At 66.7% G+C, this 22,080-nt stretch carries 27 protein-coding genes; 12 read left to right on the plus strand and 15 right to left on the minus strand.

The window, feature by feature from the left end; translation table 11 throughout:
- Window positions 1–32 precede the first annotated feature (32 nt).
- Window positions 33–623, plus strand: a complete 591-nt coding sequence (locus tag HACJB3_RS07575) for an NAD(P)/FAD-dependent oxidoreductase (RefSeq protein WP_008417689.1) — start codon at window positions 33–35, stop codon at window positions 621–623.
- On the opposite strand, the gene HACJB3_RS07580 is transcribed toward HACJB3_RS07575, so the two are convergent.
- Genes HACJB3_RS07580 through yciH form a run of 3 tightly spaced genes read right to left on the minus strand, consistent with a single transcriptional unit; the run spans window position 624 to window position 2,087 of the window.
- Window positions 624–983: a hypothetical protein gene (locus HACJB3_RS07580; protein ID WP_008417687.1), complete on the minus strand. Its 360-nt coding sequence runs from the start codon at window positions 981–983 to the stop codon at window positions 624–626.
- A gap of 54 nt (window positions 984–1,037) precedes the next feature.
- On the minus strand, window positions 1,038–1,775 hold the full coding sequence (locus tag HACJB3_RS07585) for an NRDE family protein (protein WP_008417685.1): 738 nt from the start codon (window positions 1,773–1,775) through the stop codon (window positions 1,038–1,040).
- Between the two features lie 3 nt (window positions 1,776–1,778).
- A complete protein-coding gene (gene yciH, locus HACJB3_RS07590) occupies window positions 1,779–2,087 on the minus strand; it encodes a stress response translation initiation inhibitor YciH (RefSeq protein WP_008417683.1) in 309 nt (102 codons plus the stop codon).
- A 71-nt stretch (window positions 2,088–2,158) separates the two neighbouring features.
- Between yciH and HACJB3_RS07595 the strand changes: the two genes are divergently transcribed.
- A complete protein-coding gene (locus HACJB3_RS07595) occupies window positions 2,159–4,288 on the plus strand; it encodes a thioredoxin domain-containing protein (protein ID WP_008417681.1) in 2,130 nt (709 codons plus the stop codon).
- Here HACJB3_RS07595 and HACJB3_RS07600 read toward each other — a convergent pair.
- Together HACJB3_RS07600 and HACJB3_RS07605 are read right to left on the minus strand one after the other, a co-directional pair.
- Window positions 4,285–4,674, minus strand: coding sequence for a thioredoxin family protein (locus tag HACJB3_RS07600; RefSeq protein ID WP_008417679.1), 390 nt, complete (start codon window positions 4,672–4,674; stop codon window positions 4,285–4,287). The genes HACJB3_RS07595 and HACJB3_RS07600 overlap by 4 nt on opposite strands.
- A gap of 38 nt (window positions 4,675–4,712) precedes the next feature.
- Window positions 4,713–5,885 (minus strand): MFS transporter, encoded by a 1,173-nt coding sequence (locus HACJB3_RS07605; RefSeq protein ID WP_008417678.1) that lies wholly within the window; start codon window positions 5,883–5,885, stop codon window positions 4,713–4,715.
- Window positions 5,886–6,031: 146 nt separating this feature from the next.
- Here HACJB3_RS07605 and HACJB3_RS07610 point away from each other — a divergent pair, with 146 nt between their 5' ends.
- Window positions 6,032–7,000, plus strand: a complete 969-nt coding sequence (locus tag HACJB3_RS07610) for a PLP-dependent cysteine synthase family protein (protein ID WP_008417676.1) — start codon at window positions 6,032–6,034, stop codon at window positions 6,998–7,000.
- Here HACJB3_RS07610 and HACJB3_RS07615 read toward each other — a convergent pair.
- From HACJB3_RS07615 to cyaB, 4 genes are all read right to left on the minus strand, one after another.
- On the minus strand, window positions 6,997–7,449 hold the full coding sequence (locus HACJB3_RS07615; RefSeq protein WP_008417675.1) for a DUF5804 family protein: 453 nt from the start codon (window positions 7,447–7,449) through the stop codon (window positions 6,997–6,999). The genes HACJB3_RS07610 and HACJB3_RS07615 overlap by 4 nt on opposite strands.
- 49 nt (window positions 7,450–7,498) lie before the next feature.
- On the minus strand, window positions 7,499–8,665 hold the full coding sequence (locus tag HACJB3_RS07620) for a tRNA sulfurtransferase (protein ID WP_008417673.1): 1,167 nt from the start codon (window positions 8,663–8,665) through the stop codon (window positions 7,499–7,501).
- A gap of 37 nt (window positions 8,666–8,702) precedes the next feature.
- The gene (locus HACJB3_RS07625; protein WP_008417671.1) at window positions 8,703–9,908 is read right to left on the minus strand and encodes a methionine adenosyltransferase; all 1,206 of its coding nucleotides are present in this window, start codon (window positions 9,906–9,908) and stop codon (window positions 8,703–8,705) included.
- 62 nt (window positions 9,909–9,970) lie between these two features.
- A complete protein-coding gene (cyaB, locus tag HACJB3_RS07630) occupies window positions 9,971–10,513 on the minus strand; it encodes a class IV adenylate cyclase (RefSeq protein WP_049934550.1) in 543 nt (180 codons plus the stop codon).
- Window positions 10,514–10,789: 276 nt separating this feature from the next.
- Here cyaB and HACJB3_RS07635 point away from each other — a divergent pair, with 276 nt between their 5' ends.
- Window positions 10,790–11,458 (plus strand): TlpA family protein disulfide reductase, encoded by a 669-nt coding sequence (locus tag HACJB3_RS07635; protein ID WP_013199453.1) that lies wholly within the window; start codon window positions 10,790–10,792, stop codon window positions 11,456–11,458.
- Between the two features lie 75 nt (window positions 11,459–11,533).
- Window positions 11,534–12,529 carry an FKBP-type peptidyl-prolyl cis-trans isomerase gene (locus HACJB3_RS07640; protein ID WP_008417665.1) on the plus strand — a complete coding sequence of 332 codons (996 nt, stop codon included), beginning with the start codon at window positions 11,534–11,536 and terminating at the stop codon, window positions 12,527–12,529.
- 13 nt (window positions 12,530–12,542) lie between these two features.
- On the opposite strand, the gene HACJB3_RS07645 is transcribed toward HACJB3_RS07640, so the two are convergent.
- Window positions 12,543–13,169: an RAD55 family ATPase gene (locus HACJB3_RS07645; protein WP_008417663.1), complete on the minus strand. Its 627-nt coding sequence runs from the start codon at window positions 13,167–13,169 to the stop codon at window positions 12,543–12,545.
- A 188-nt stretch (window positions 13,170–13,357) separates the two neighbouring features.
- Between HACJB3_RS07645 and pyrB the strand changes: the two genes are divergently transcribed.
- Entirely contained in the window at window positions 13,358–14,254 is an 897-nt protein-coding gene (gene pyrB / locus HACJB3_RS07650) for an aspartate carbamoyltransferase (RefSeq protein WP_008417661.1), read from the plus strand.
- On the plus strand, window positions 14,251–14,715 hold the full coding sequence (gene pyrI / locus HACJB3_RS07655; RefSeq protein WP_008417659.1) for an aspartate carbamoyltransferase regulatory subunit: 465 nt from the start codon (window positions 14,251–14,253) through the stop codon (window positions 14,713–14,715). The genes pyrB and pyrI overlap by 4 nt, the downstream gene beginning before the upstream one ends.
- Window positions 14,716–14,763: 48 nt before the next feature.
- Here the strand turns inward: pyrI and HACJB3_RS07660 are convergent, their stop codons facing one another.
- Window positions 14,764–15,171, minus strand: coding sequence for a universal stress protein (locus HACJB3_RS07660; protein ID WP_008417658.1), 408 nt, complete (start codon window positions 15,169–15,171; stop codon window positions 14,764–14,766).
- Window positions 15,172–15,340: 169 nt separating this feature from the next.
- On the minus strand, window positions 15,341–15,568 hold the full coding sequence (locus HACJB3_RS07665) for a DUF7860 family protein (RefSeq protein WP_008417657.1): 228 nt from the start codon (window positions 15,566–15,568) through the stop codon (window positions 15,341–15,343).
- An 82-nt stretch (window positions 15,569–15,650) separates the two neighbouring features.
- On the opposite strand from HACJB3_RS07665, the gene HACJB3_RS07670 reads away from it, so the two are divergent.
- Entirely contained in the window at window positions 15,651–16,484 is an 834-nt protein-coding gene (locus tag HACJB3_RS07670; RefSeq protein ID WP_008417656.1) for a hypothetical protein, read from the plus strand.
- Window position 16,485: 1 nt separating this feature from the next.
- On the opposite strand, the gene HACJB3_RS07675 is transcribed toward HACJB3_RS07670, so the two are convergent.
- The gene (locus HACJB3_RS07675; protein ID WP_008417654.1) at window positions 16,486–17,049 is read right to left on the minus strand and encodes an NUDIX hydrolase; all 564 of its coding nucleotides are present in this window, start codon (window positions 17,047–17,049) and stop codon (window positions 16,486–16,488) included.
- A gap of 125 nt (window positions 17,050–17,174) precedes the next feature.
- Here HACJB3_RS07675 and HACJB3_RS07680 point away from each other — a divergent pair, with 125 nt between their 5' ends.
- The 3 genes from HACJB3_RS07680 to HACJB3_RS07690 are packed head-to-tail and all read left to right on the plus strand — an operon-like array spanning window position 17,175 to window position 19,230.
- Window positions 17,175–17,372, plus strand: coding sequence for a hypothetical protein (locus tag HACJB3_RS07680; RefSeq protein ID WP_008417652.1), 198 nt, complete (start codon window positions 17,175–17,177; stop codon window positions 17,370–17,372).
- Window positions 17,373–17,378: 6 nt separating this feature from the next.
- Entirely contained in the window at window positions 17,379–17,795 is a 417-nt protein-coding gene (locus tag HACJB3_RS07685; protein WP_008417651.1) for an RNA-binding protein, read from the plus strand.
- A gap of 58 nt (window positions 17,796–17,853) precedes the next feature.
- Window positions 17,854–19,230: an APC family permease gene (locus HACJB3_RS07690; RefSeq protein WP_008417650.1), complete on the plus strand. Its 1,377-nt coding sequence runs from the start codon at window positions 17,854–17,856 to the stop codon at window positions 19,228–19,230.
- Here the strand turns inward: HACJB3_RS07690 and HACJB3_RS07695 are convergent.
- Both HACJB3_RS07695 and HACJB3_RS07700 read right to left on the minus strand, forming a co-directional pair.
- Window positions 19,227–20,315, minus strand: a complete 1,089-nt coding sequence (locus HACJB3_RS07695) for an AMP-binding protein (RefSeq protein ID WP_008417649.1) — start codon at window positions 20,313–20,315, stop codon at window positions 19,227–19,229. The genes HACJB3_RS07690 and HACJB3_RS07695 overlap by 4 nt on opposite strands.
- A complete protein-coding gene (locus tag HACJB3_RS07700; protein ID WP_174264855.1) occupies window positions 20,312–21,919 on the minus strand; it encodes an acetolactate synthase large subunit in 1,608 nt (535 codons plus the stop codon). The genes HACJB3_RS07695 and HACJB3_RS07700 overlap by 4 nt, the downstream gene beginning before the upstream one ends.
- Window positions 21,920–21,927: 8 nt before the next feature.
- Here HACJB3_RS07700 and HACJB3_RS21040 point away from each other — a divergent pair, with 8 nt between their 5' ends.
- Entirely contained in the window at window positions 21,928–22,062 is a 135-nt protein-coding gene (locus tag HACJB3_RS21040; protein WP_274378057.1) for a hypothetical protein, read from the plus strand.
- Window positions 22,063–22,080: the final 18 nt, after the last annotated feature.

Below are 22,080 nucleotides of genomic sequence, written 5' to 3' on the forward strand. Positions count from 1 at the left end.
GGTTTATAGTCAAACTCCCCGTTCGCTATCACATGACGGACGTAGCGATCGTCGGCGGCGGTCCGGCCGGACTGAGCGCGGCCCTGTTCACCGCGAAAAACGGGCTCGATACCGTCGTCTTCGACACTGACGGGACGTGGATGCACAAGGCCCACCTGTTCAACTACCTCGGGATCGGCTCGGTCGACGGCAGCGCGTTCATGGCGACCGCCCGCCAGCAGGTCGACGATTTCGGGGTCGACCGCAAGCAAGGCGAGGAAGTCACAGGCGTCGAGGCCGCCGACGGCGGGTTCTCGATCACGACCGACGACGGGGAGTACGAGGCCGAGTACGTGATCCTCGCGACCGGCGCGAACCGCGACCTCGCCGAGGACCTCGACTGTGAGTTCACCGACGAGGGCGTCGTCGACGTGGACGTCTCGATGGAAACGAGCGTCGAGGACGCCTACGCGACGGGCGCGATGGGGCGGACGGAGGAGTGGCAGGCGGTCATCTCGGCGGGCGATGGCGCGGCCGCCGCACTCGACATCCTCTCCAAGGAGAAGGGCGAACACTACCACGACTTCGACGTCCCCGCCGACGCCGAGGAGACCTTCGGCGCGATGGTCGACGCGAGCGAGTAATCAGACCCCCGGGATTCCGACCGCCGAGGCCGAAACCAGCCCCCCGATCGCGAGCGCGTAGAGCACGGCCCCGGCGACGAGCCACGCGACGACCCCGATCAGAGCCGCCGTGCCCCACCCGCCCGAGTGTCTGAGGTTGATGACGCCGACCCACGCCAGAAGCGCCAACAGCGCGCCCACCAGCGGGAGCCATCCGAGAAAGAAACTCACGAGACCCCACGCGAGCGCGCCGGCCAGCGCGGTCAACGTCGCTCCCCCGAAGCCGATCGCCTCGTTCGTCGCGAGACTGACCCCGACGTAGATCCCTAGACTCCCGACCAGCAAACTGATCAGGAACACGATCACGGTATCGAGTACCATACCCGTACTCCGATCGGCTCGTTGATAAGAACGCTGCCTGCTGTCTCCGACCGCTTAGGTGTCGATGGGTTCGTAAGCCGTCTCGCAGGGCGGGCCGTCGGCGAACCGGTACTCGGTAGTGCCGTCCGCGTTCACGCGGATCAGCGACGAGGAGCGCGTGCCGTACTCGTCGGCGTGAACACAGAAGGTGTACTCGTGGTCTTGCAGCACAGCAACCGCCCGCTCGTGCCACTCGCGGGGGCGCTCGCCGGGGTCGGGCCGGAGCACCTCGCGTGCCCGCCGGGCGCTTTCTGCCTGTCGTTCCGCGAACTCGGCCCGTTCAGCGGGGATTTCGAAGTCGCCGTCGGCGCCGACGTTGACGACGACGTGAACGCCGGGATCGAAGTTCCTGACGCGAAGCCCGCCGTTCCACTCCAGCAAGATCGCGGCGTTCGCGTCGATCAGCGCGAGGTTGAACCCGTCGTACTCGAACTCTCTCACTGAATGCTCGACGAACCGGGCGGCGTCCTCCGCCGATTCTCGTTCGAGCGCCTCGCCGACCAGCAGGCCACGGGAGCGCTCGGCGGCCAGTTCGGTATCCAGCCACCGGTTCGTAACGACGGCGGCCACCCCGTGTTCGTTGGAGCCGATCCACGTCCCGCCGGCCTCCTCGTCCCACGGGGCGACGATTCGTGGGGTTTCGCTGTACAGACCCGGTGGGTGGGAGGGCCGGCCGAGCGCTTCGTCCCTGTTCGCCGCGATCAGTACGGGGGCGTCCTCGAAGACCTGCCACGCGAAGATGAGCGTACACACGCGTTAGGCCACCTCGAACCCGCGCTCGCGCAGCAGGTCGGGAACGCGTTTCGCGTGCTCGCCCTGTAGTTCGATCCGGTCGTCCTCGACGGTTCCCCCGACGGCGAGCGCGCGCTTGAGCTGGGAGGCGAGTTCCGTCAGATCGACCGCTTTCGGATCCAATCCCTCGACGAGCGTCATCGGCTTGCCGTAGCGCCGGGACTCGACACGGACCGTCGCGCGCTGATCGGCCCGCGCCAGATCGTCGTCGATCCCCAGTTCGTCCGGGAGCCCCGAGACCGAGCCCAGTCCGTCGTCGTTGTCGTCGGCCATAGCTCCGATAGGGACTCGGGAGGCATAGCCCTGTGGCCACGTTTACCCGTCGTGACCTCCTACGCCGAGCCATGAACACAGACCGGAACCGGCTCGACGAGGAGGCGAGCCCGTATCTCCGACAGCACGCCGACAACCCGGTGAACTGGCAGCCCTGGGACGACGCGGCCCTCGCGGAGGCCGAGGAGCGCGACGTGCCGATCTTCCTCTCGGTGGGGTACTCGGCGTGTCACTGGTGTCACGTCATGGAAGAGGAGAGCTTCGAGGACGAAGACATAGCGAAGCAGCTCAACGAGAACTTCGTCCCGATCAAAGTCGATCGGGAAGAACGGCCGGATCTCGACAGCATCTACCAGACGATCTGCCAGCTGGTCACCCGCAGGGGAGGGTGGCCTCTCTCCGTATGGCTCACCCCCGACGGCCGGCCCTTCTACGTCGGGACGTACTTCCCACGGGAATCGCGCCGTGGGACGCCGGGCTTTGGCGACCTCCTCGGAAACCTCGCCGAGAGCTGGGAGGGGGACCGCGAGGAAATCGAGAACCGCGCCGATCAATGGACCCGGGCGATCACGGACCAACTGGAGGAGGTTCCTGAGGCGGGCGAGCGCCCCGAAGGGGTCCTGATCGAGGCCGCGGACGCCGCCCTCCGGGGTGCGGATCGCGAACACGGTGGGTTCGGCCAAAACGGCCCGAAGTTCCCCCAGACCGCCCGATTGGAAGTACTCCTCCGAGCGTACGACCGCACGGGGCGCGGGCCGTACGACGAGGTCGTTCGCGAGACACTCGACGCGATGGGTAGTAGAGGAATGTACGACCAGCTCGGCGGCGGCTTTCACCGGTATGCGACCGACCGCGAGTGGGTCGTCCCGCACTTCGAGAAGATGCTCTACGACAACGCCGAGCTTCCCCGGAGCTACCTCGCGGGCTACCGGGTCACCGGCCAGGAGCGGTACGCACGGATCGTCCGCGAGACGCTCGCGTTCGTCGAGCGCGAACTCGGGCATCCTGACGGCGGGTTTTACAGCACGCTCGACGCCCAGAGCGAGGACCCCGAAACGGGCGAGCGCGAGGAGGGTGCGTTCTACGTCTGGACGCCCGCGGCGGTCGAGGAAGTCCTCGACGAGGAGCGCGCGGCGCTGTTCTGCGAGCGGTACGGCGTCGACAAGCGGGGGAACTTCGAGGGGAAAACGGTGCTGACGCTCGCCCGGAGCGTGGGGTCGCTGGCCGAGGAGTACGGGCTCGATGAGGACGAGGTCGAAGACCGGCTGGTCGAGGCCGAGCGGAGGCTGTTCGAGGCCCGCGAGGAACGCCCGCGACCGCGCCGCGACGAGAAGGTGCTCGCGGGCTGGAACGGCCTGATGATCTCGTCGTTCGCGGAGGCCGGGCTAACACTGGACGGCTCATACGCGAAGCGAGCCGCCGAGGCGCTCGAATTCGTTCGCGAACAGCTCTGGGACACGGAGGGAAAGCGGCTCTCGCGGCGTTTCAAGGACCGAGAGGTGAAGATCGACGGCTATCTCGAGGACTACGCATTCCTCGCACGCGGCGCGTTCGATACGTACCAGGCCACCGGCGACGTCGAACACCTGAAGTTCGCCCTCGATCTGGCGCGGGCGATCGAGCGGGAGTTCTGGGACGAGGAGCGCGAAACGCTGTACTTCACGCCCGAGGCGGGCGAGGAGCTCGTCGCCCGGCCCCAGGAGTTGAACGACCAGTCGACGCCGTCGAGTCTGGGCGTCGCCTGTGACGTGTTGCTGTCGCTGTCGCAGTTCGCCGACGCCGATTTCGAGGGGATCGTCGAGCGGGTGCTCGCCAGACACGGCGACCGGATCCGAGGGAACCCGCTCGAACACGCGACGCTCGCGCTGGTCGCCGACCGCTTCGAGAACGGCTCGCTCGAGGTGACGGTCGCCGCTGATGTGCTTCCGACGGAGTGGCGCGAACGGCTGGGCGAAGCGTACCTCCCGGGGCGGGTCCTCGCGCGACGGCCGCCGACCGAGGAGGGCTTGGAAGGGTGGCTCGACGAACTCGGGCTGGAAGAAGCGCCACCGATCTGGGCGGATCGCGAGGCCCGCGAGGGCGAGGCGACCGCCTACGTCTGTCGCTCGTTTACCTGCTCGCCGCCGGTCACGGATATCGAGGAGGCCCTGGAGTGGGCCGACGAGCTCGATCCGGCGACCCCAACAGCGGAGTCGAGTTAGGCCGAGGCTTCGAGCTCGCGGAGCTGTTCTGCGAGATACGAGATGGCGGGGATCGGCTCGCTCTCGACGAACCGGGCGACCTCCTCGCCCTCGCGCTCGACGATCACCGTCGGGATGAGTTCGATCCCGTACGCTTCGACCAGTTCGCCCTCCTTCGAGCCGTCGTCGAGCTTCTCGACGGGGTACTCGTGGATCTGCTCGTCGGGAATACCGGCGGCATCGATGGCGGCACCCAGATCGGGCAGGACGGCCCGGCAGTCGCCACACCAGTCCCCGCCCCAGACGCGGACGGTGAGATCGTCGGCGTGTCGTTCGAAGGGGGCGAGTTCGCGTTCGTGCGCATTGGGATCCCACGCGGGGTTCGGGCGCATCGTTTCGAGGCTCATGGCCGGGCGTTCGGGGTCGAGTATCTTAACGGGTGGGTTCAGTCGTCGGGGACGAGCGCCGTCAACACGATCCCCGCCGCCGAGAGGACCGCGAGCCCGAGAAAGGCGCCGTCGAAGTAGTTCAGATCCGCGACCGCACCGACGACGAGCGGCCCCGTCGCCCCGAGTGCGATGTGACCGGTCCTGAGCAGGCCGAGCCCGCTGCCTTTCATGTCCTCTGGCAGCGCGTTGACGAGGAACGTCTGGGTCAGCGGCGTTACTCCCAAGAGAGCGCTCGCAACGACCGTGACGACGACGAGGCCTACAAAGCCCTCGACGAAGGGGAGGGTGCCGAGTGCGAGCGTCGTGATGGCGATGACGACGTACAGCGTCGGGCGGGTGCCGAAACGGTCGCCGCTCGCGCCTGCAATTGGCTGGACCGCGACGCCGCTCGCGAAAAACAGGCCGAACAGCCCGGCGGCGAGGCCCGGCGAGAGGCCCTTCATCTCGACGAGGTACGTGGGATAAAAGCCCGTAAAACCCTGATAGACGAAAAAGAGGAAGACGTGGACGCCGGTGACGATCAGGATCGAGCGTTCCGCGATCCCGCTTGCGACGTACTTCAACGTCCCGACCGAGAGGCTATCGACCGCGCTGCCCTCCGAGAGTTTCCCCGGAACGACCCGATAGAGGACGATCGCCATCAGGAAAAAGAGCGGCACTGTCACGCCGAAGCCGAGTCGCCACGAGGCGACCGCGGCGAGCACGCCGGCGACGACGGGTAGGATGGCGTTGCCCGCCTCCCCGACCGCGAGCGTCAGGCCGATGGCGGTGCCGTCGCGCTCGTCGTAGATCGTAGAGAGGATCGTAAAGCGGGCGGGGCCAAACAGCGCCGTCGAGAAGCCAAAGAGCGCGGTCGCGAGAAAGAGGACGAGGGCCGTGTTCGCGACCGCGACGACCGCGATGGTCGTCCCCGAGACGAGGGTGCTGACCACCAGCGCGTTGCCCTCACCGAGGCGATCCCCGATGATCCCGCCGGGGAACTGTCCGAGCGCGTAGGCGACCCACAGGACGGTGATCAGCAGGCCCGCGGTGGTCAGCCCGAGCGAGAAGGCCTCCCGTATATACGGGAGGAGCGCGGGAAAGACGAGGCGGACGCCGAGCGAGAGGAACCAGCCGCCGGCGACGCCGAGCAGGATCCATCCCCGGCCGTCGCTCCAGAGATCACGCACAAGGGTTCGGAGGGCTGGGGTGCCGACTGACTGCACGGTCAGTCTCACGCCAAGCGGTAGCATTCGCCTGTCGATCCCGGCAGGATCGTCGGGGTTCGTTCCGCCGTCCATCAGGGGTTTATACCTGTGTTCCCTACTCGTCGGGTATGCACGGGAGCATTCTGGACGCGATCGGGACGCCGCTGGTCCAGGTCGACTCCCCGGAGGGCGCCACCGTGGCGGCGAAACTGGAGTCGTTCAATCCGGGGGGGTCGGCGAAGGACCGACCCGCGATCGCGATGATCGAGGCCGCCGAACGCGAGGGGGTCCTCGAACCCGGCGACTCGATCGTCGAGCCCACGAGCGGGAACACGGGGATCGGTATCGCGGTCGCCTCCGCCGCGAAGGGCTACGACCTGACGATCGTCCTGCCCGATACGATGTCCGAGGAGCGCCGGCGTCTCCTTCGGGCCTACGGCGCCGACATCGAACTCGTTCCCGGCGAGATGACCGACGCCCGGGAGCGCGCCGACGAGATCGTCGAAGAGACCGGCGCCGTCCAGTTGGGCCAGTTCGTGAACCCCGCGAACGCCGAGGCCCACTACCGGACGACCGCCCCCGAGATCATCGAGGCCGTCGGGGATCGAGAGGTCGACGCGCTGGTCGCGGGCGTCGGTACTGGTGGCACTATCACTGGCACGGGCCGGCGGCTCAAAGAGGCGTACCCCGAGATGGAGGTGATCGCGGTCGAACCCGTCGAGAACGCGGTACTCTCGACGGGTGAACCCGGCAAGGACGAGTTCCAGGGGATGGGACCGGGGTTCGTCAGTGAACTGCTCGACGTCGAGTTGCTCGACTCGATCGAGACGGTCGCGCTCGCGGACGCCGAACGCGAGTGTCGCCGTCTGGCCCGTCGGGAGGGGATCCTCGTCGGCCAGTCCAGCGGCGCGGCTTCCATCGCCGCGCGCCGAGTGGCCGAGCGTCTCGCGCGGCCCGACCTGAACTGCCCCGAGGTGCCCGACGTCACCGCCTTTAGCGACGGCGGGGCCGAGGCCGGCTACGACGACTGCCCGCTCGTGGTGACGATCTTCCCCGACAGCGGCGAGCGCTACCTCTCTACTGGGCTGTTCGACTAGGCGCCGAACTCCTCGGCGGCGACCCGCACGACGACTGTCCCCTCGACGTCGCGCAGGTCGTATTCGGGAACCGACCCGTCCCGTCTGGTGACGTACATTGGCTCGACCAGTTGGCCCTCCGAAACGCCGTAGATCGCGAGCGACTCGTCCGTCTCCGCTGCGCGGATCTCGTTGTCGCGAACCCGCTCGGCGAGCGTCCGCGAGAGCCACTCTTCGGTGCTGATCGAGGGGTCCTTGACGAACGCCGCCTCGGCGAACCGGACCAGATACCAGTTCAGATCGTTCAGCAGCGAGACCGCCCCACCGAGACTGACCGTCTCGACGGTGATGGAGTTCGCCCACGGCTCCGAGAGGTCGTAGGTCGCGAGTGCCCCGCGAGCGGTTTCGCGGCTCAGCAGCTCGAAGCGCAGATCCACGTCCTCCTTCCCGACGATACAGACGGTCGTCACGGCCGGAGAATGTCGGGTCCGCGAAAAAGCGGTTTTGGTTGTCGCCTCACTAGAGGCCGACCCGATCGATCCCCGCGAACGACTCCTCGACGAGCGCGTCGAGGTCGGGTTCGGCGGCCTCGACGGCCTCCAACGAGGCGTTCGTCTCGGGATACTCGGGCGCGATCCGGTTACAGCCCGCCTCGACGGTCGAGTCCTCGTAGGTCCCGATCTCCCGGGCGCGCGCGATGATCTCCTGTTTGTCCCGGGTCAGCAGCGGGCGGTGGACCGGTAGTTCCGCGACCGCGTCGGTCACCGCGAGGTTCGCGCTCGTCTGGCTGGATTTCTGGCCGATCGCCTCGCCGGTGACGATCCCGACCGCGCCCGTCTCACGGGCGAGTCGTTCCCCCACCCGAAGCATGAACCGGCGCAGCGAGAGCATCCGGGTCGGGCCGATCCCCTCGACGAACCGGGCGGCCGCCGCGCCCGCGGGCGCGATCCGCAGGTCGCGCGTGTGGTTGGGTGCGTAGCCGGCGAGGGTGCGGGCGGACTCGACGGCGCGGGCGACGTGATCCACGCCGCCGTAGGCCTCGAAGTCGAAGTACAGCGGGATCACGGGCGCGCCGCGTTTCATGAGTTCCCACGCCGCGACCGGCGAGTCGATCCCGCCCGAGAGCAGCGCCACCAGCGGACGCTGGCTCCCCAACGGAAGGCCGCCGGGCCCTGTGCGCTTCTCGACGAAGACGAACGCTTCATCGGAGCGACACTCGACGTAGAACGTCCGCGAGGGGTCGTCGAGGTCCACCGCGGGGTCGGAAAGGGCGTCCCAGATGGCCTGCCCGCCCTCGCGCTCGATGTCCTCGCTCGTAAACGGGTGGGCCTCGCGCTCGCCGGCACGGCGGGCCGAGACGGCGAAGGGCCCCTCGACCCCGAGCGCACCGGCGGTCTCCGACAGCGCTCTACAGATGGCGGCCATCGTCGGTTCGACCGAGACCGCCGGACTCGCGGAGACGATCCCGAACGTATCGCAGGCGACGGCCGCCGCGGCGTCGACCTCGGCGGTCCGGATCCGCGGTCGGGACCACCGCCAGTCGATCTCGCTCGGAACGGCCCGCGAATCGAGCATCGCCCGCAGGTTCGTCTCCAGGGAGTCCTCCATATCCCGCTGGACCTTCGTGCTCTTGACGCCGATGTCGCCGTAGCGCACGAGGACGGTGTCGGCTCCGGGCGGGATCATAATCGGGCTATACCGTGGGGGAATAAACGAGCTTCATCTAGAACGTCGAGAGCTCGCCGTCGATCGTGCGGCGGGTGATCTCGGCGACGTCCGCGAGTTCGCGGTCGACGATCTCGATCACGTCGGCCTCGATATCGCTCAGTTCGACCCCTGCCTCGGCGACGACGTGGGCGTCGGCGACGTGCGGTTCGTCGATCGGCCGGCCGATCTGGGACAGGAGGCGGACCCGGAGGTCGCGAATCCCATCCACTTCCTCGACGACCGCGTGGGCGATCTCCGTCGAGAGTAGGTTGTAGATCTTCCCGATGTGGTTGACCGGGTTCTTCCCGCTGGTTGCTTCCATCGACATCGAGCGGTTCGGCGTGATCAGGCCGTTCGCGCGGTTCCCCCGACCCACGGACCCGTCGTCGCCCTGCTCGGCGCTCGTCCCTGTCGTCGTGAGGTAGATCGAACCCTGCTCGTAGTCGTCGGCGGTGTTGACGTGGACTGAAACGTCCCTGTCGGTGTATTCGCCGGCCAGCTCCGCGACGTGTTTCCTGACGCCGACGACGGCCTCGTCGTACTCGTCGAGGTCGGCGACGTACTCGTCGATCATCGCGGCGGCGACGGTGATGTCGATGTGCTCGCCCTCACGCTTGCCCATGATCTTCACGTCGGGGCCGACCTCGGGGTTCGCGTCGCTGTACTCGCCGTTGAGGCTGTATTCGGCCTCCAGAACGATGCGCTCGGTCTCGGTCAGGGGGGCGTGGCCCACTCCGAAGGAGGTGTCGTTAGCCATCGGGACGGTCGCGCCCTCCTCGCCGAACACTTCTTGGAGGTCGCCACTCCCCTCGCCGAGTTTCACGTCGACGATCACGTCGGTGCCGAACTCCAGTTCGGGGAGGTGCTCGTCGAGGTACTCGCGGGCGGCCTCCAGTGCGATCTTGCCCGTCGGGATCCGCGTCCCCTCGTACTCTTTCGTGGCGCGGCCGACGATCAGTAGGTAAATCGGGTCGATCATCTCGCCGCCGCCGAACGCGGGGGCGGCGTTGCCCGCGACCAACTGGGTCTCGTCGGTGTTGTAGTGTAGCACCTTGCCGACCCGATCGAGGTAGGCCTGCGAGAGCGCACGCGAGACGCTTTCGGCGACGCCGTCGCAGATCGAGTCGGGGTGGCCGATCCCCTTTCGCTCGACGATCTCGACTTCCTGGTCCTCGACGGCCCGGCGGTCGATCGGCTCGACTCGGATGTTCCGCTCGGTCATTGACGAGCCTACACGTCCGGGTATGCTATACCTTGCGATAACTACTCGGCTCGGAAATATGCTTACTGCGCATCATCGAGCAGCAGCTCGAGATACGAGGTCTGAATCTCCGCCGCGGGATCGAGTCCGAGCGACTCGACCGTCCGGGCGACGCCATCGCGTGCGCTGTCGATCTCGGCCTCGGGGACCTCGGTTTCGACCTCGACGAACTCGCCCAGGCCGGCGATCGAATCGAGCGTGACGACGTACTCCCCGAGCGAGAAGTGCTCGCGGTCCTTCTCGACGGTCTCGACGGGGACGAACCCCAACGAATCGAGGATCGATCCCACGATTTCGCCGTCCTCGACACCCGTCTCGTGTTCCTCACGTGTCTTCGAGTTCTCGCCGACCAACGGCCCCTTGTACGTGAGCACCGCTCGTTCGGTATCCTTCCGTGTCTCGCGGCGGATACGAAGCGCTTCGTCGGTTTCGGCGAAACTCCGCGTCGGCGCGTCGTAGTACGTGTCCCGCTGTGTGACCGCATCGCGGGCGGTCGCACCCCGATCGTTCAAGGCGGCCCGCACCCGTTCGTGATCGGCCCGGACCTTCATCTCGACTTCGTACACGCCCCCTCCAACGACCGGGGGCTCGAAAAACGCCCCGCTCCCGATCGGCTCGTCTCGGCCGACTCCATCCGGTCGTCCACTACCCGTGGCGGTCGCATTCCCGGTTAGCATCCCGCTAGAACCGTTCGATGGCCCGGCATCGGTCGGGTTCGCGCTGGATGGGAAACCGGCCTGAGAACTGGATCGTTATCGGTTCCCTAGAACTGATTTTATCATAGATAAGTAAGTATCATCGAATCTACTATTCAGGCGATGCGCGACATAAACCGTCGACGTATGATTCAGCTGTCCGGTGGCATAGCCCTCGCGAGCATGGCCGGCTGTCTCGGGAGCGACGACGATCCGAAAGACACCGACGACCCGAAGGACGACTCCGGTAAGAACGACGACTCCTCCGGGAATAACGGGAAGAAAGACGACAAACCGAAAAGCGGGGACGACGCGCCGAAAGTCGACGTCGAGACCTCTGATGGAAAGACGATCACCGTCGAGGCCAAGGACAAACCGACCATCGTGATGTTCGCCGACGTCGAAAGCGAGGAGTGTAAGTCCTACTCCGAGACGCTGGCCGACCTCCACGAGAAGTACGGCGACCGTGCGTACCTGCTCACGGTCAACACCAACATGGACGTCTCGAAGACGGAGCTGAAGGAGTTCCACGAGCAGTACGGGGGCGACTGGGACCACGCGATGGGTCGCCCCGAAGTCCTCGAGAAGTACGGTATCGAGGCTACGGTGACGGTCTGTGTCATCGACGAGAACGGAAAGATCGCCTTCCGCACCGACGGCGAGGTCGACCACGAGACGGTCGAGAAGGCCCTCGACGCGTACGCTGCCGGCGATCTCGACGAGGAGGACATCGAGAAAGCCCTCGACGCCTACAGGAAGGGAGATGTCGACGAGAAAGACATCGAAGAGGCGATCGAGGCCTACGCCGACGATTGAAGCCCCGCTGATCGCCCGTGTCCGCGACGGACACGAAACGTTGTTCTTAAGGCACGAACGCCTGTCGTCTGTGGTATGAGTGATGAAGAAGAGCCAGACGTAGCCGACGAATCCGAGACCGACGCTGACGCCGACGTGGAGGCCGAGTCGGAAACCGACGAGGAACAGGTCGAGGGGCTCTCCGACGGCGACTTCGTTCGCCTCGCCTACACGGCACGCACCGTCGAGGGCGACCAGCTCGTCGACACCACGGATCGGGAGCTCGCCGAGGAGGAGGGCGTCGACGTCGAGGAACGAAACATCGAACCGCGCGTGATCACGCTCGGCGCGGGCCACCTCTTCGAGACGGTTGAGGCCGACATCGAGGGCAAGGAGGCCGGCGACTCGGGAACCGTCGTCGTTCCCGCCGAAGAAGCGTTCGGCGAGTACGACGAGGGTGAGGTCCGCACCATCAGCGCCGAGAAGCTCCCCGAAGACGACCGCTACCCCGGCGCTCACGTGGACATCGACAACCAGCACGGCCACGTCGAGACCGTCATCGGCGGCCGAGCGCGTGTCGACTTCAACCACCCGCTCGCTGGCGAGGACGTCGAGTACGAGTACGAGATCGTCGAGGAGGTCGAGGACCGCGTCGACCGCGCGAAGGGGATGCTCTCGATGTTCGTCGACGCCGACCTCGAGATGTGGATCGAGACCGACGAGGTCGAAGAGGAGACCGTCGTCGAACCCGACGAGGACGCGGACGAGGACGCAGAGCCCGAGACGGAGGTCGAGACCGTCGAGAAGGAGACGCTGTACATCGAGGCGACCCCACAGCTGACGATGAACCAGCAGTGGATGTTCCAGAAACAGCAGATCGCCCAGGACCTGATGGATCGACTGGAGCTCGATCGGGTCATCATCCAGGAGACCATCGAGGGCGGCGGCATGATGGGTGGTCTCGGCGGTATGATGGGCGGCATGGGCGGCGGTGGCGGCGACATCGAAGAGGCACTCGAGGACGCCGACGTCGACGCCGACGAGATCGTCGAGGAACTCGAAGGCGACATCGACATCGACGCCGAAGAGTAACGCTTCCGACCGGCTATGCGATATCGCGGCTCGTATCGACGCGGACACGATCACCGAGTTCGAGCTTGATCGTCTCGGAGAGCGCCCGACCGCCGCGGAACTTCGGTACCGCGAGCCTGTTTTCGATCGACTCGCCGGCCACCCGCGTCTCCAGCGAGAAGACCACGTCGGCCATGTACTCCGTGCGGTCGCGACCCGACGGCGTCGAACACCCCGAGAGACAGTGGAGTACGGCGACGCTTCCGGTGTTTACCATCGCGGTCTGGAGCGCGTTCATGAAGCGACGGTACCGGGCGGGCTCGCACCGTTCGAGCGGGTCGACCGGATCGACGATCAGCGTTGACTTCCGCGGGAGCGTCTCGACGAGCCGGCCCGCCCCATCTAGGGGTGCCTCGCCCGTCACCTGTTCGATGTCGGGTGTGCCGGCGGGGGCGTCGGTTCGCTCGAACGCGTCCCGGACCGCCTCTGCGGATCGCTCGGTCGTCAGGTACAGCGTCTCCCGAGGCACAGTGAGTTCGTACAACAGGAGTTCGGACTGGCTCGCGGGTGCAGCGACGAGGGCGACGATGCTGCCCGCGGGGATCCCGCCGCTCAGCGTCCGGTCGAGCACGTCGATCCCCGTCGGTAGCCGTTCGTTCACCGCACTACTTATATGTAGTCCAACAGAAATAAACGTTCGCCCTAGAACTCGCCGGCGAGGAGTTCCTCGGCCGAGAGGGTATAACCTAACTTAACCATGGCGGCGGTTCAGCCGCCGCGCAAGAAATCCCACACCGATACTGGCACCGACCGCGGGATTGAAGGCCCCCTGTCTCCCCTGTCAGCCTGATGCGGCACGATCACGTGCTGACCGCAAAACAGTTCTCGCGGGCGGACATCGAGACGATACTCGACCGCGCGGGCGACTTCGACGGCCCGACGGGCGATACGCGTCATACCGACTCGTTACTCGGGTTGCTGTTTTTCGAACCCAGCACGCGCACCAAGATGAGCTTCGAGACGGCGATCAAACGCCTCGGCGGGGACACCATCGACATGGGATCGGTCGATAGCTCCTCCGTGACCAAAGGCGAGAGCCTCGCCGACACGGTCCGGGTGATCGAGGGGTATGCCGACGCGATCGTGTTGCGCCACCCCAAACAGGGCGCAGCGAAGATGGCGAGCGAGTTCGTCGACGTTCCCGTGGTCAACGCGGGCGACGGCGCGGGCCACCACCCGACCCAGACGCTGTTGGATCTCTACACCATCCGCGAGAACGCCGGGTTGGACGATCTCACGATCGGGATCATGGGCGACCTGAAGTACGGTCGGACGGTCCACTCGCTGGCCCAGGCGCTGACGAACTTCGAGACGACCCAGCACTTCGTCAGCCCCGAGAGTCTGGCGTTGCCACCGGAGGTGCGCTACGACCTCGACGAGGCCGGTGCGGCGGTCGCCGAACACACCGAACTGGAGGGCGTTCTCCCGGACCTCGACGTGCTGTATGTCACCCGCATCCAACGGGAGCGGTTCCCCGACGAAAACGAGTACCGCGCGGTGGCAAGCGAGTACGGGATCGACCTTCGGACCCTCGAGGACGCAACGGACGACCTCTCGATCATGCACCCGCTCCCGCGGGTCGACGAGATCGACCCCGCGATCGACGAGACGCCCCACGCGACGTACTTCGAACAGGCGCACAACGGCGTCCCCGTGCGGATGGCGCTGCTCGATTCACTGCTATGACTGACGACCACCAACTCCGCGTCGGCAAGATCCGAAACGGAACCGTCATCGACCACGTCACCGGCGGCCAAGCGCTGACCGTGCTAGCGATCCTCGATATCGACGGCTCGGGCGGCGAGGAGATCTCCGTCGGGATGAACGTCCCCTCCGACCGGATCGGACGCAAGGACATCCTCAAGATCGAGGGCCGCGAGCTAAGTCAAGAGGAAGTCGATGTCCTCTCGCTTGTCGCGCCCGACGCGACGATCAACATCGTCCGTGAGTACGACGTAGCGGAGAAACACCGCGTCGAACGCCCCGAGGAGGTCGTCGGCGTGCTCTCGTGTCCGAACGCCAACTGCATCACGACCGAGCGCGAGCCCGTCGAATCGCGGTTTGCGGTCCTCGCCGACGGCGTGCGGTGTGCCTACTGTGGGACGCTGATCCGCGAGGCGTTCGCCGACCGCATCGAGGTCGAATAGCCGACCGAACCACGGTCCCGGCGAGGGCGCTGTCCGGTTCGATCGTCGTCAACGAACGATCGTCACCGGAACCGGCGAGCGCCGCGCGACCGCCTCGGCGACGCTGCCGAGCAGGACCCGCGTCGCGCCCGTCCGGCCGTGACTGCCGATGACGACCGCGTCGAACCCTCCTTTGCCAGCGAAATCGACGATCTCACGGGCGGGGTTCCCGGTCGTGATCCGAGTGTCGATCCCCGAATCGATCCGGCCTCGGGCCTCCTCGAACAGTTCCTCGGCGTGGTCGCGGGCCTGCTCGTAGCCGGGCATGACCTCCGGATCGTCGGCGAACGCCGCCCAGTAGCCCTCGACGGGGATGACGTGTATCGCCGTGATCTCGGCGTCGGGAAACGTGACGTCGGCGTACTTGATCGCCGCGCGTGACTGATCGGAGTCGTCGATCGGAACGAGGATGTTCATGGTGATCTCCCGGTGAACGTTCGCCGGAGAGCGATATAGCCGGTTCGCGTATTCTCGATCGCTGGGAACGACCCGTTGGTACCCGAGACCCGGGGACCGCCGCCGGCGGCGGACGGTGCTGGCGCGGTCGGTCGGAGGCCGGTTCGATCAGGGAGTACTGGGGGCGGTCCTACTCGATCAGCGGCAGGACGATCGCGAAGACGAGCGGCGAACAGAGCGCGAGGCCGATCCCGGAAAACTCCATGACGGTAAACAGCGTCACCTCCCACGCGGGGAGCGCGCCCAGCAACGCCGGACCGACGGCGTGACCGAGGATCCCGACGAGGAACACCGCCACGCCGAGGGCGAACCCGCCGCGGGCGTACTGGGAGTACGACAGTCGTTGGTGCTGTCCCATGGTTTTGAACACGAACAGCGCCGATCAAAACGTTGTCGGCCGACGTAGCAACGCACTTACGCGCCGCGGCGATAGGACCACCATGTTCGGGGTCGTCACGCGCAACCGGGAGGAGTGTACCTGGCCCGAGTTCGATCTCGCCTTCTACGAGTCGAAGGACGTCAGCGGACGCTCGACGGAGCCGGTCCCCGAGGCCGTCACCATGATTTCCTGTTTCGGCGACAACGCCGCCGCCGAGAGCTCTCCGGAACTCGTCCCGCGGAACCGGGAGGGCGAACTCGCGACCCGCGAACGGCCCTACTTCGACTGGGCGTACATCTGCCCGACCCACGAGGGCTACCGGGAGGGACTCCTCGAAATGGTGGGCGAAGCCACAGACGTCACCGAGAACGTCCGCCTCGACGACGTGGGCTTTCCCCGTCGGGAGTACTGTTTCTGCGAGCGCTGTACCCGACTGTTCGAGGAAAGCGAGTTCGAGGACCGCCTCGCGTGGCGCGCGTCGGTCATCACCGAGTTCGTCGCCGACGCCGCAGAGCGGATCCCCGGGAAGACCTACCTGACGCTGTATCCCGACCCGTATCCGGGCCACCTCTACGAGCGCGCCGGACTCGACATTGAGGCGATCGAACCCCACGTCGACGAGTTCGTGATCCCGCTGTACGACATGGCCTACACCACCACCTACTGGCTCGAAACCATCGCAAGCGGTTTCGAGAGCCTGCTCGATACCCCCTTTAGCGTCGAACTGTACGCGGTCGACGTCGAGATCGATAACCTGATCCACGCCGCGGAAGTCGCAGACGCCTACGGCGAGGACGTCTTCTTCGGCTACGACGCCGCAAACGCCCAGGCCGCACTGCGGCGGATGCGTGCGGATACCCGCGAGGGCAAGAGTTACGGACCGGACTCGACGTAGCTCACGGTTCGAGTTCGCGCTCTCGCCACGCCAGCAAGTCCTCGCGATCGCGGGTGTCCTCCGGGAGATCACCGAACCACCGCGCCGCGGAGATCTCGTCGTCGGGGTCGGCGATGTGTGTCTCGGTCGTGAGCGCACGGGCGGCAAAGACCGGGATCACGCCCCACGTCTCGTACTCCCCGGAGGTGATCCGAACCCGGGTGAGAACACCAAGCCCCTCGTAGTCGGCGTCGACGCCGGCTTCCTCTGCGAGCTCTCGGACCGCGGCGCGCTCGAAGTCCTCCTCGGGGGCAACCTCGCCGCCCGGCAACACCCACAGATCGACGCCCTCGTGGCGGACGAGCAGGAGCTGGCCGGAGGGTCGGTAGACGATGGTGTGGGCCCCGTAGGGCGCGCCCGTCCGCTCGACGCGCTCGGTCAGGGTGCGAAAGCGTCCCCGAGAAACCCGCCGGTGGCGCTCGCGTTCGAGGACCGCGTCGTGGCGCTCTCGCAGGCGATGGTACGCCTGTTCGGCCCGCTGGCTCGCCTCGTTCGCGCGAAACCACAGACTGTCGATCGTCGTCACCGGCCACCCCCCGGAAGCGATAGGAACGCGGCGATGTACATACCGGGCCAACGGTACGGATCGGGAATAACGCTTCGGCGGGATGAATCACGCTACTTTTATCGAACCGGGGGCTATCCGTGGGTATGAGCTTCGACGAGGACGACCGCGTCGTGCTGTCGGACGACCACAGCGAGTTCGACGGCCAGGAGGGACGGATCACGCAGGTGATGGACACGATGTTCGGCGACGCCACCTACACCGTGAGCTTCGAGGACGGCCAGGAGACCGGCATCCCCGAATCCGACCTCTCGGCGGCCGACGACACCGAGACAGAGGAGTAACGCCCGATGGCCGCCGTCCCGCTTCACTACGTCGACCTCCGAACCTTCTGTTATGCAACCGAGGACGAAAAGCGGGTCGAGGAGGCCCTGCGGACCTACTTGCCCGAGGGCTTCGAAATAGAACGTGCCGAGACCGAGGGCTATCACGGCGACCGCATCCTCGTCCTCTCGGCGCGCGTCGAGAACGCCGACGGCATCCGCCACGTCCTCGAGCAGTTGCGCGGGTCGGCGGACTTAGAACAGGTGCGTGGACAACTCGACGACCGGGTGACCGAGAACTGCGAGCTGTTCCTCTATCTCGACAAGCAGGCCGCCTTCGGCGGCGAGGCCCGACTCGGCGAGGGGATCACCCTGCGCGCGAAGGTCGAGGCCTACCCAGCGAAAAAGGACACGGCGATCGAGAACGTCCGCGAGGTCCTGTAGACCTCGGCTGGTTGCCGCCGACGGAACGTATTTGTTCCCATGTCGTGAGGGGCCGTGTATGTCAGAGGCAGACACGACCGAGCGCGGGCTGACGAAGGCCCTCTCCCAACGGGATCTACTCGTGCTCGCGTTCGGCGCGATGATCGGCTGGGGATGGATCGTCCTCTCGGGCCAGTGGATCGACGAGGGTGGACCGATCGGCGCGATCTCTGCGTTCGTTATCGGGGGAACGTTAGTGATTTTCGTCGCCGTGATCTACGGCGAGCTCGCCTCGGCGATGCCCTTCGTCGGCGGGGAACACGTCTACAGCCACCGGGCGCTGGGGGCGCTCGGCTCCTTCGTCTGTACCTGGGCGATCGCCTTCGGCTACGTCAGCGTCGCCGCCTTCGAGGCCGTCGCCCTGCCATCGGCGCTCGCGTTCGTGATCCCGGGGTTCAACGCGATCGAACTCTGGTCGATCGCCGGCGATCCCGTCTACGGGACGTGGGTGCTCGTCGGTGCGGGCGGCGCGGCCGTCATGACCGGCGTCAACTACGTCGGGATCCGCCCGGCCGCCCAGTTCCAGGCGATCGTCACGCTCGTCATCGCGCTCGCGGGTGTGGTGCTCGTGATCGGCGCGATCACCGGCGGCCAACCCTCTCCCGACCCGCCCGTGATCGGTGGAGCGGCGGGGATCTTCGGGGTCGTGCTCGCGACGCCCTTCATGTTCGTCGGCTTCGACGTGATCCCTCAAGCCGCCGAAGAGGCTGACGTTCCCACCCGGTCGCTTGGGACGATCATCGTCGCGGCGGTGCTGATGGCGACCCTCTTTTATATCGCCGTTCTCTGGGGCTCCAGTCGGGCCCTGCCGGGCGCGCAGCTCGTCGAGAGCCCGCTGCCGGCCGCGGCGGCCATGGAGACGCTGTACGACAGCGTGACCGTCGGTCAGCTGATGGCGCTTGCGGGGATCGCCGGCATCCTCACGAGCTGGAACGCCTTCGTCATCGGCGGGAGCCGCGCGATCTTCGCGATGGCCGAGTCGGGAATGTTGCCCGCCTTCCTCGCGAAGACACACCCCGAGTACAACACGCCCCACAACGCCATCGTTCTGATCGGCGTGTCGTCGGTACTCGCCCCGCTGTTCGGCGAGGGAATGCTCGGGTGGATCGTCAACGCCGGCGGGCTCGGGATCGTCCTCGCGTGGCTGTTCGTCTGCGTCTCGTTTCTCGTCCTCCGGCGCCGGGAACCCGGGATGGAACGGCCCTTCAAAGTTCCCGCCGGCTACGCGATGGGCGGGGTTGCGCTGGTGCTGTCGGCGTTTTTCGTCGTCCTCTACCTTCCCGGCGGCCCCTCGGCGCTGGTCTGGCCCTACGAATGGCTGATGGTCCTTCTGTGGGCGCTTTTGGGTGTCGGGCTGTTCGCGCTCTCGCCGCGCGGGCGCGCATTCGTCGGTTAATCCGCCTCGATCCAGTAATCGCCGTCGTCGTCGCGCCTCGCGCGCAGCCCCGTCTCGATCCACCCCTCGAATCGCTCCTCGAGGGTCCCCTCGGCGACGACGGGGCCGCGCGCCTCCAGTCGATCCTCGGAGAGTCGGACCTCGCAGTCGAGGACCGGCCTGCCGACGCTGTCGCCCTTCTCGAGGGCGTCCTCGCGCTCGGGCAAAAACGTGAGCAGGTGGGGCGCGGCGGCCGTTCCGAACAACCGACCGACGGGGTGGTCCGCGAGCAGGTAGGCGTCGTGACACTCGGCGGGCAACGGGGCACTCGAGTAGAAGGCCTCGACGCTCGCGAAGTTCGCGGTTTCGAACCCGTCGGCGTCGGTCAGCCGATCGAACTCCAGCGGCGTGGCGTAGACGTGGGTCGCGTCGTGGCGCTCGATGAGTTCGAGGGCGGGATCCGGGCGAAACGCCCGGTGGAGGAGGACGGTGCCGCCGACGTACAGCGCCGGGAGGACTCCGACCAGCAGTCCGTCGGCGCGGAAAAAGGAGGTGAGGTTCGCCACCCACGGGCGGCCGAACCCCCACGTCGTGATCCCGGCGATGCAGTTTCGCTCGACGCTTTCAGTCGAGTACGCGTGGACGGTCGAATCGGCCTCGTCGGGCGACTGAAACAGCAACCACGGCTCGGGCGGCGAGTCGGCGCGCTCGTAGTCGGCTCCCTCGCCCTGTGAGAGTTCGGCGAAACTCGTCGTCGAGGGGACCTTTCGCAGTCGGTCGGATTCGGCCTCTTCGTGGAGGACCGTCTCGGGATCGACTCGATCCACGAGGTCCGAGATGGCGGATTTCGATCGGTACGGCGAGACGAACGCCAGCGCGCACCCCACCCGTCGGACGGCGAAGGCGATCGCGAGGACCTCGATCCGGTTGCGCGAGAGCAACGCGACCCGGTCGCCGGGACCGACGCCCAGCCCCGCGAGTTTGCCGGCTAGTTGGTCCGCGAGCGCGTCGAGGTCGGCGTAGCTGTAGCGTCGGTTCTCGTTGGTATCGATCACGGCGGTCCGGTCGCCCCAGAGGGTCGCCCGCCGGGAGAGCGAGACGGTCATTCGACCGGGACCTCGACGAGCGTCATCTCCTCGGAGGGGACCACTTCCTCGAGGACGCCCTCGAGGCCGTCCCACGTCTCGGGGCGATACCCCTCGATCCCGAAGCTCTCGGCGAAGGTCACGAAGTCCGGGTTCGAGAGTTCGGTGCCGAACTGCTCGCCGGTGTGATCGCGCTGTTTCTCGCTGATCAACCCGTAGTCGTTGTCGTTAAAGAGGAGGATCGTGTACCCGAGCCCGAGCCGTTTCGCCGTCTCGATCTCGGCACCGTTCATCAGGAAGCCGCCGTCACCGGTCGCGGCGACGACGTTCGACCCGCAGGCGAGATCCGCCGCGAGTCCCCCGGGGACGGAGATGCCCATGCTCGCGAGCCCGTTCGAGATGATGCAGGTGTTCGGCTCGTAGGTCGGAAACGACTGGGCGATCGTCATCTTGTGGCTGCCCACGTCCGAGAGCAGGACGTCCTCGTCGGCCATCACCGCCCGCAGGATCGGCAGGGTACGGCGCACGCTGAAGGGCTCGTCGGGGTCGGGTCGGCGGGTAACGTCCTCCAGAATTCGGTCGTGAACGTCGGTACACCACGCCGTTCCCGAGCCCGGATCCGTCGCCTCCGTGAGCGCCCGCAGGCTCGCGGGGATGTCCGCGACGATCTCGATTTCGGGGTTGTAGTGACGGTACACCTCTGCGGGCTCGTGATCTACATGGATCACGGTCGTTTCGCGGTCGGGGTTCCAGCCCGCCGGGTCGTGCTCGGCGATGTCGTAGCCGACCGCGAGCACGCAGTCGGCGTCCTCGATGGCCGCCGCGGCCTCGCCGTCGGGGCCCGAATCCAGTGTCAACAGTGAGTGAGGTTGGCGATCCGAGATCGCGCCCTTGCCCATGTAGGTCGCGACGACGGGCAGGTCCGCCCGCTCGACGAGGTCGCGAAGCCGGTTTGCACTCTCGGAATCGCGCTCGGCCCCGCGCGCCCGCGTCCGGACCGCGCCGTTTCCGGCCAACACGATCGGGCGCTCGGCCCGTTCGAGGAGGTTGCCTGCCCGCTCGATCGAGCCGGGATCGGGGTCGGGCCGACGCACCCGCTCGCGGGTGGGCAGGGGCGTGTCGGTCGTCTCCTCGCCTGCGACGTCCTCGGGGAACTCCAGGTGAGTCGCACCGGGTTTCTCGTGTTCGGCGAGTTTGAACGCCTTTCGGACCGACTCGGCGACGATCTCGGGTTCGCCGATCTGGGTGTTCCACTTGACGACCGGTTCGAACGTATCGACGATGTCCAGGGCCTGATGGCTCTCCTTGTGGAGCCGTTCGCGTCCGCCCTGCCCGGTGATCGCCACGAGCGGGGACTTATCGAGGTGGGCGTCGGCGACCCCAGTCAGCAGGTTCGTCGCACCCGGTCCCAGGGTACTGAGACAGACGCCGGCCTCGCCGGTCAGTCGGCCGTGGACGTCCGCCATGAACGACGCGCCCTGCTCGTGGCGCGTCGGGACGAACCGGATCCCGGAATCCCGGATCGAAAAGAGCAGGTCCTCGAGTTCCTCGCCCGGCACGCCGAAGACGTACTCGACACCCTCGTCCTCGAGACACTCGACGAGCACGTCGGAGGTCTTGACCATGACGGGGAGTGGGAGAGCCAGCGCCATTACTGCACCGCCGTCGCCGCGGGGGCGTCGAGACGGTCCCGGCGGGAGTCGGCGAACTCGCTCGACTGCAGGCGGCGGACTGGGCCCCCAGTAAGGTCCCCGAGACGGGCGCGTAGTTAGAAGTGTCCGGGGAC

It is taken from the genome of Halalkalicoccus jeotgali B3 (assembly GCF_000196895.1).
Lineage (GTDB): Archaea > Halobacteriota > Halobacteria > Halobacteriales > Halalkalicoccaceae > Halalkalicoccus > Halalkalicoccus jeotgali.

Bases quoted from the DNA above. Each gene is read 5' to 3' on its own strand.
- HACJB3_RS07575 (WP_008417689.1), top strand. From the start codon at position 33: ATGACGGACGTAGCGATCGTCGGCGGCGGTCCGGCCGGACTGAGCGCG.
- HACJB3_RS07580 (WP_008417687.1), bottom strand. From the start codon at position 983: ATGGTACTCGATACCGTGATCGTGTTCCTGATCAGTTTGCTGGTCGGG.
- yciH (WP_008417683.1), bottom strand. From the start codon at position 2,087: ATGGCCGACGACAACGACGACGGACTGGGCTCGGTCTCGGGGCTCCCG.
- HACJB3_RS07595 (WP_008417681.1), top strand. From the start codon at position 2,159: ATGAACACAGACCGGAACCGGCTCGACGAGGAGGCGAGCCCGTATCTC.
- HACJB3_RS07600 (WP_008417679.1), bottom strand. From the start codon at position 4,674: ATGAGCCTCGAAACGATGCGCCCGAACCCCGCGTGGGATCCCAATGCG.
- HACJB3_RS07610 (WP_008417676.1), top strand. From the start codon at position 6,032: ATGCACGGGAGCATTCTGGACGCGATCGGGACGCCGCTGGTCCAGGTC.
- HACJB3_RS07620 (WP_008417673.1), bottom strand. From the start codon at position 8,665: ATGATCCCGCCCGGAGCCGACACCGTCCTCGTGCGCTACGGCGACATC.
- HACJB3_RS07625 (WP_008417671.1), bottom strand. From the start codon at position 9,908: ATGACCGAGCGGAACATCCGAGTCGAGCCGATCGACCGCCGGGCCGTC.
- HACJB3_RS07635 (WP_013199453.1), top strand. From the start codon at position 10,790: ATGATTCAGCTGTCCGGTGGCATAGCCCTCGCGAGCATGGCCGGCTGT.
- HACJB3_RS07640 (WP_008417665.1), top strand. From the start codon at position 11,534: ATGAGTGATGAAGAAGAGCCAGACGTAGCCGACGAATCCGAGACCGAC.
- pyrB (WP_008417661.1), top strand. From the start codon at position 13,358: ATGCGGCACGATCACGTGCTGACCGCAAAACAGTTCTCGCGGGCGGAC.
- pyrI (WP_008417659.1), top strand. From the start codon at position 14,251: ATGACTGACGACCACCAACTCCGCGTCGGCAAGATCCGAAACGGAACC.
- HACJB3_RS07660 (WP_008417658.1), bottom strand. From the start codon at position 15,171: ATGAACATCCTCGTTCCGATCGACGACTCCGATCAGTCACGCGCGGCG.
- HACJB3_RS07665 (WP_008417657.1), bottom strand. From the start codon at position 15,568: ATGGGACAGCACCAACGACTGTCGTACTCCCAGTACGCCCGCGGCGGG.
- HACJB3_RS07670 (WP_008417656.1), top strand. From the start codon at position 15,651: ATGTTCGGGGTCGTCACGCGCAACCGGGAGGAGTGTACCTGGCCCGAG.
- HACJB3_RS07680 (WP_008417652.1), top strand. From the start codon at position 17,175: ATGAGCTTCGACGAGGACGACCGCGTCGTGCTGTCGGACGACCACAGC.
- HACJB3_RS07685 (WP_008417651.1), top strand. From the start codon at position 17,379: ATGGCCGCCGTCCCGCTTCACTACGTCGACCTCCGAACCTTCTGTTAT.
- HACJB3_RS07690 (WP_008417650.1), top strand. From the start codon at position 17,854: ATGTCAGAGGCAGACACGACCGAGCGCGGGCTGACGAAGGCCCTCTCC.
- HACJB3_RS07695 (WP_008417649.1), bottom strand. From the start codon at position 20,315: ATGACCGTCTCGCTCTCCCGGCGGGCGACCCTCTGGGGCGACCGGACC.
- HACJB3_RS07700 (WP_174264855.1), bottom strand. From the start codon at position 21,919: ATGGTCAAGACCTCCGACGTGCTCGTCGAGTGTCTCGAGGACGAGGGT.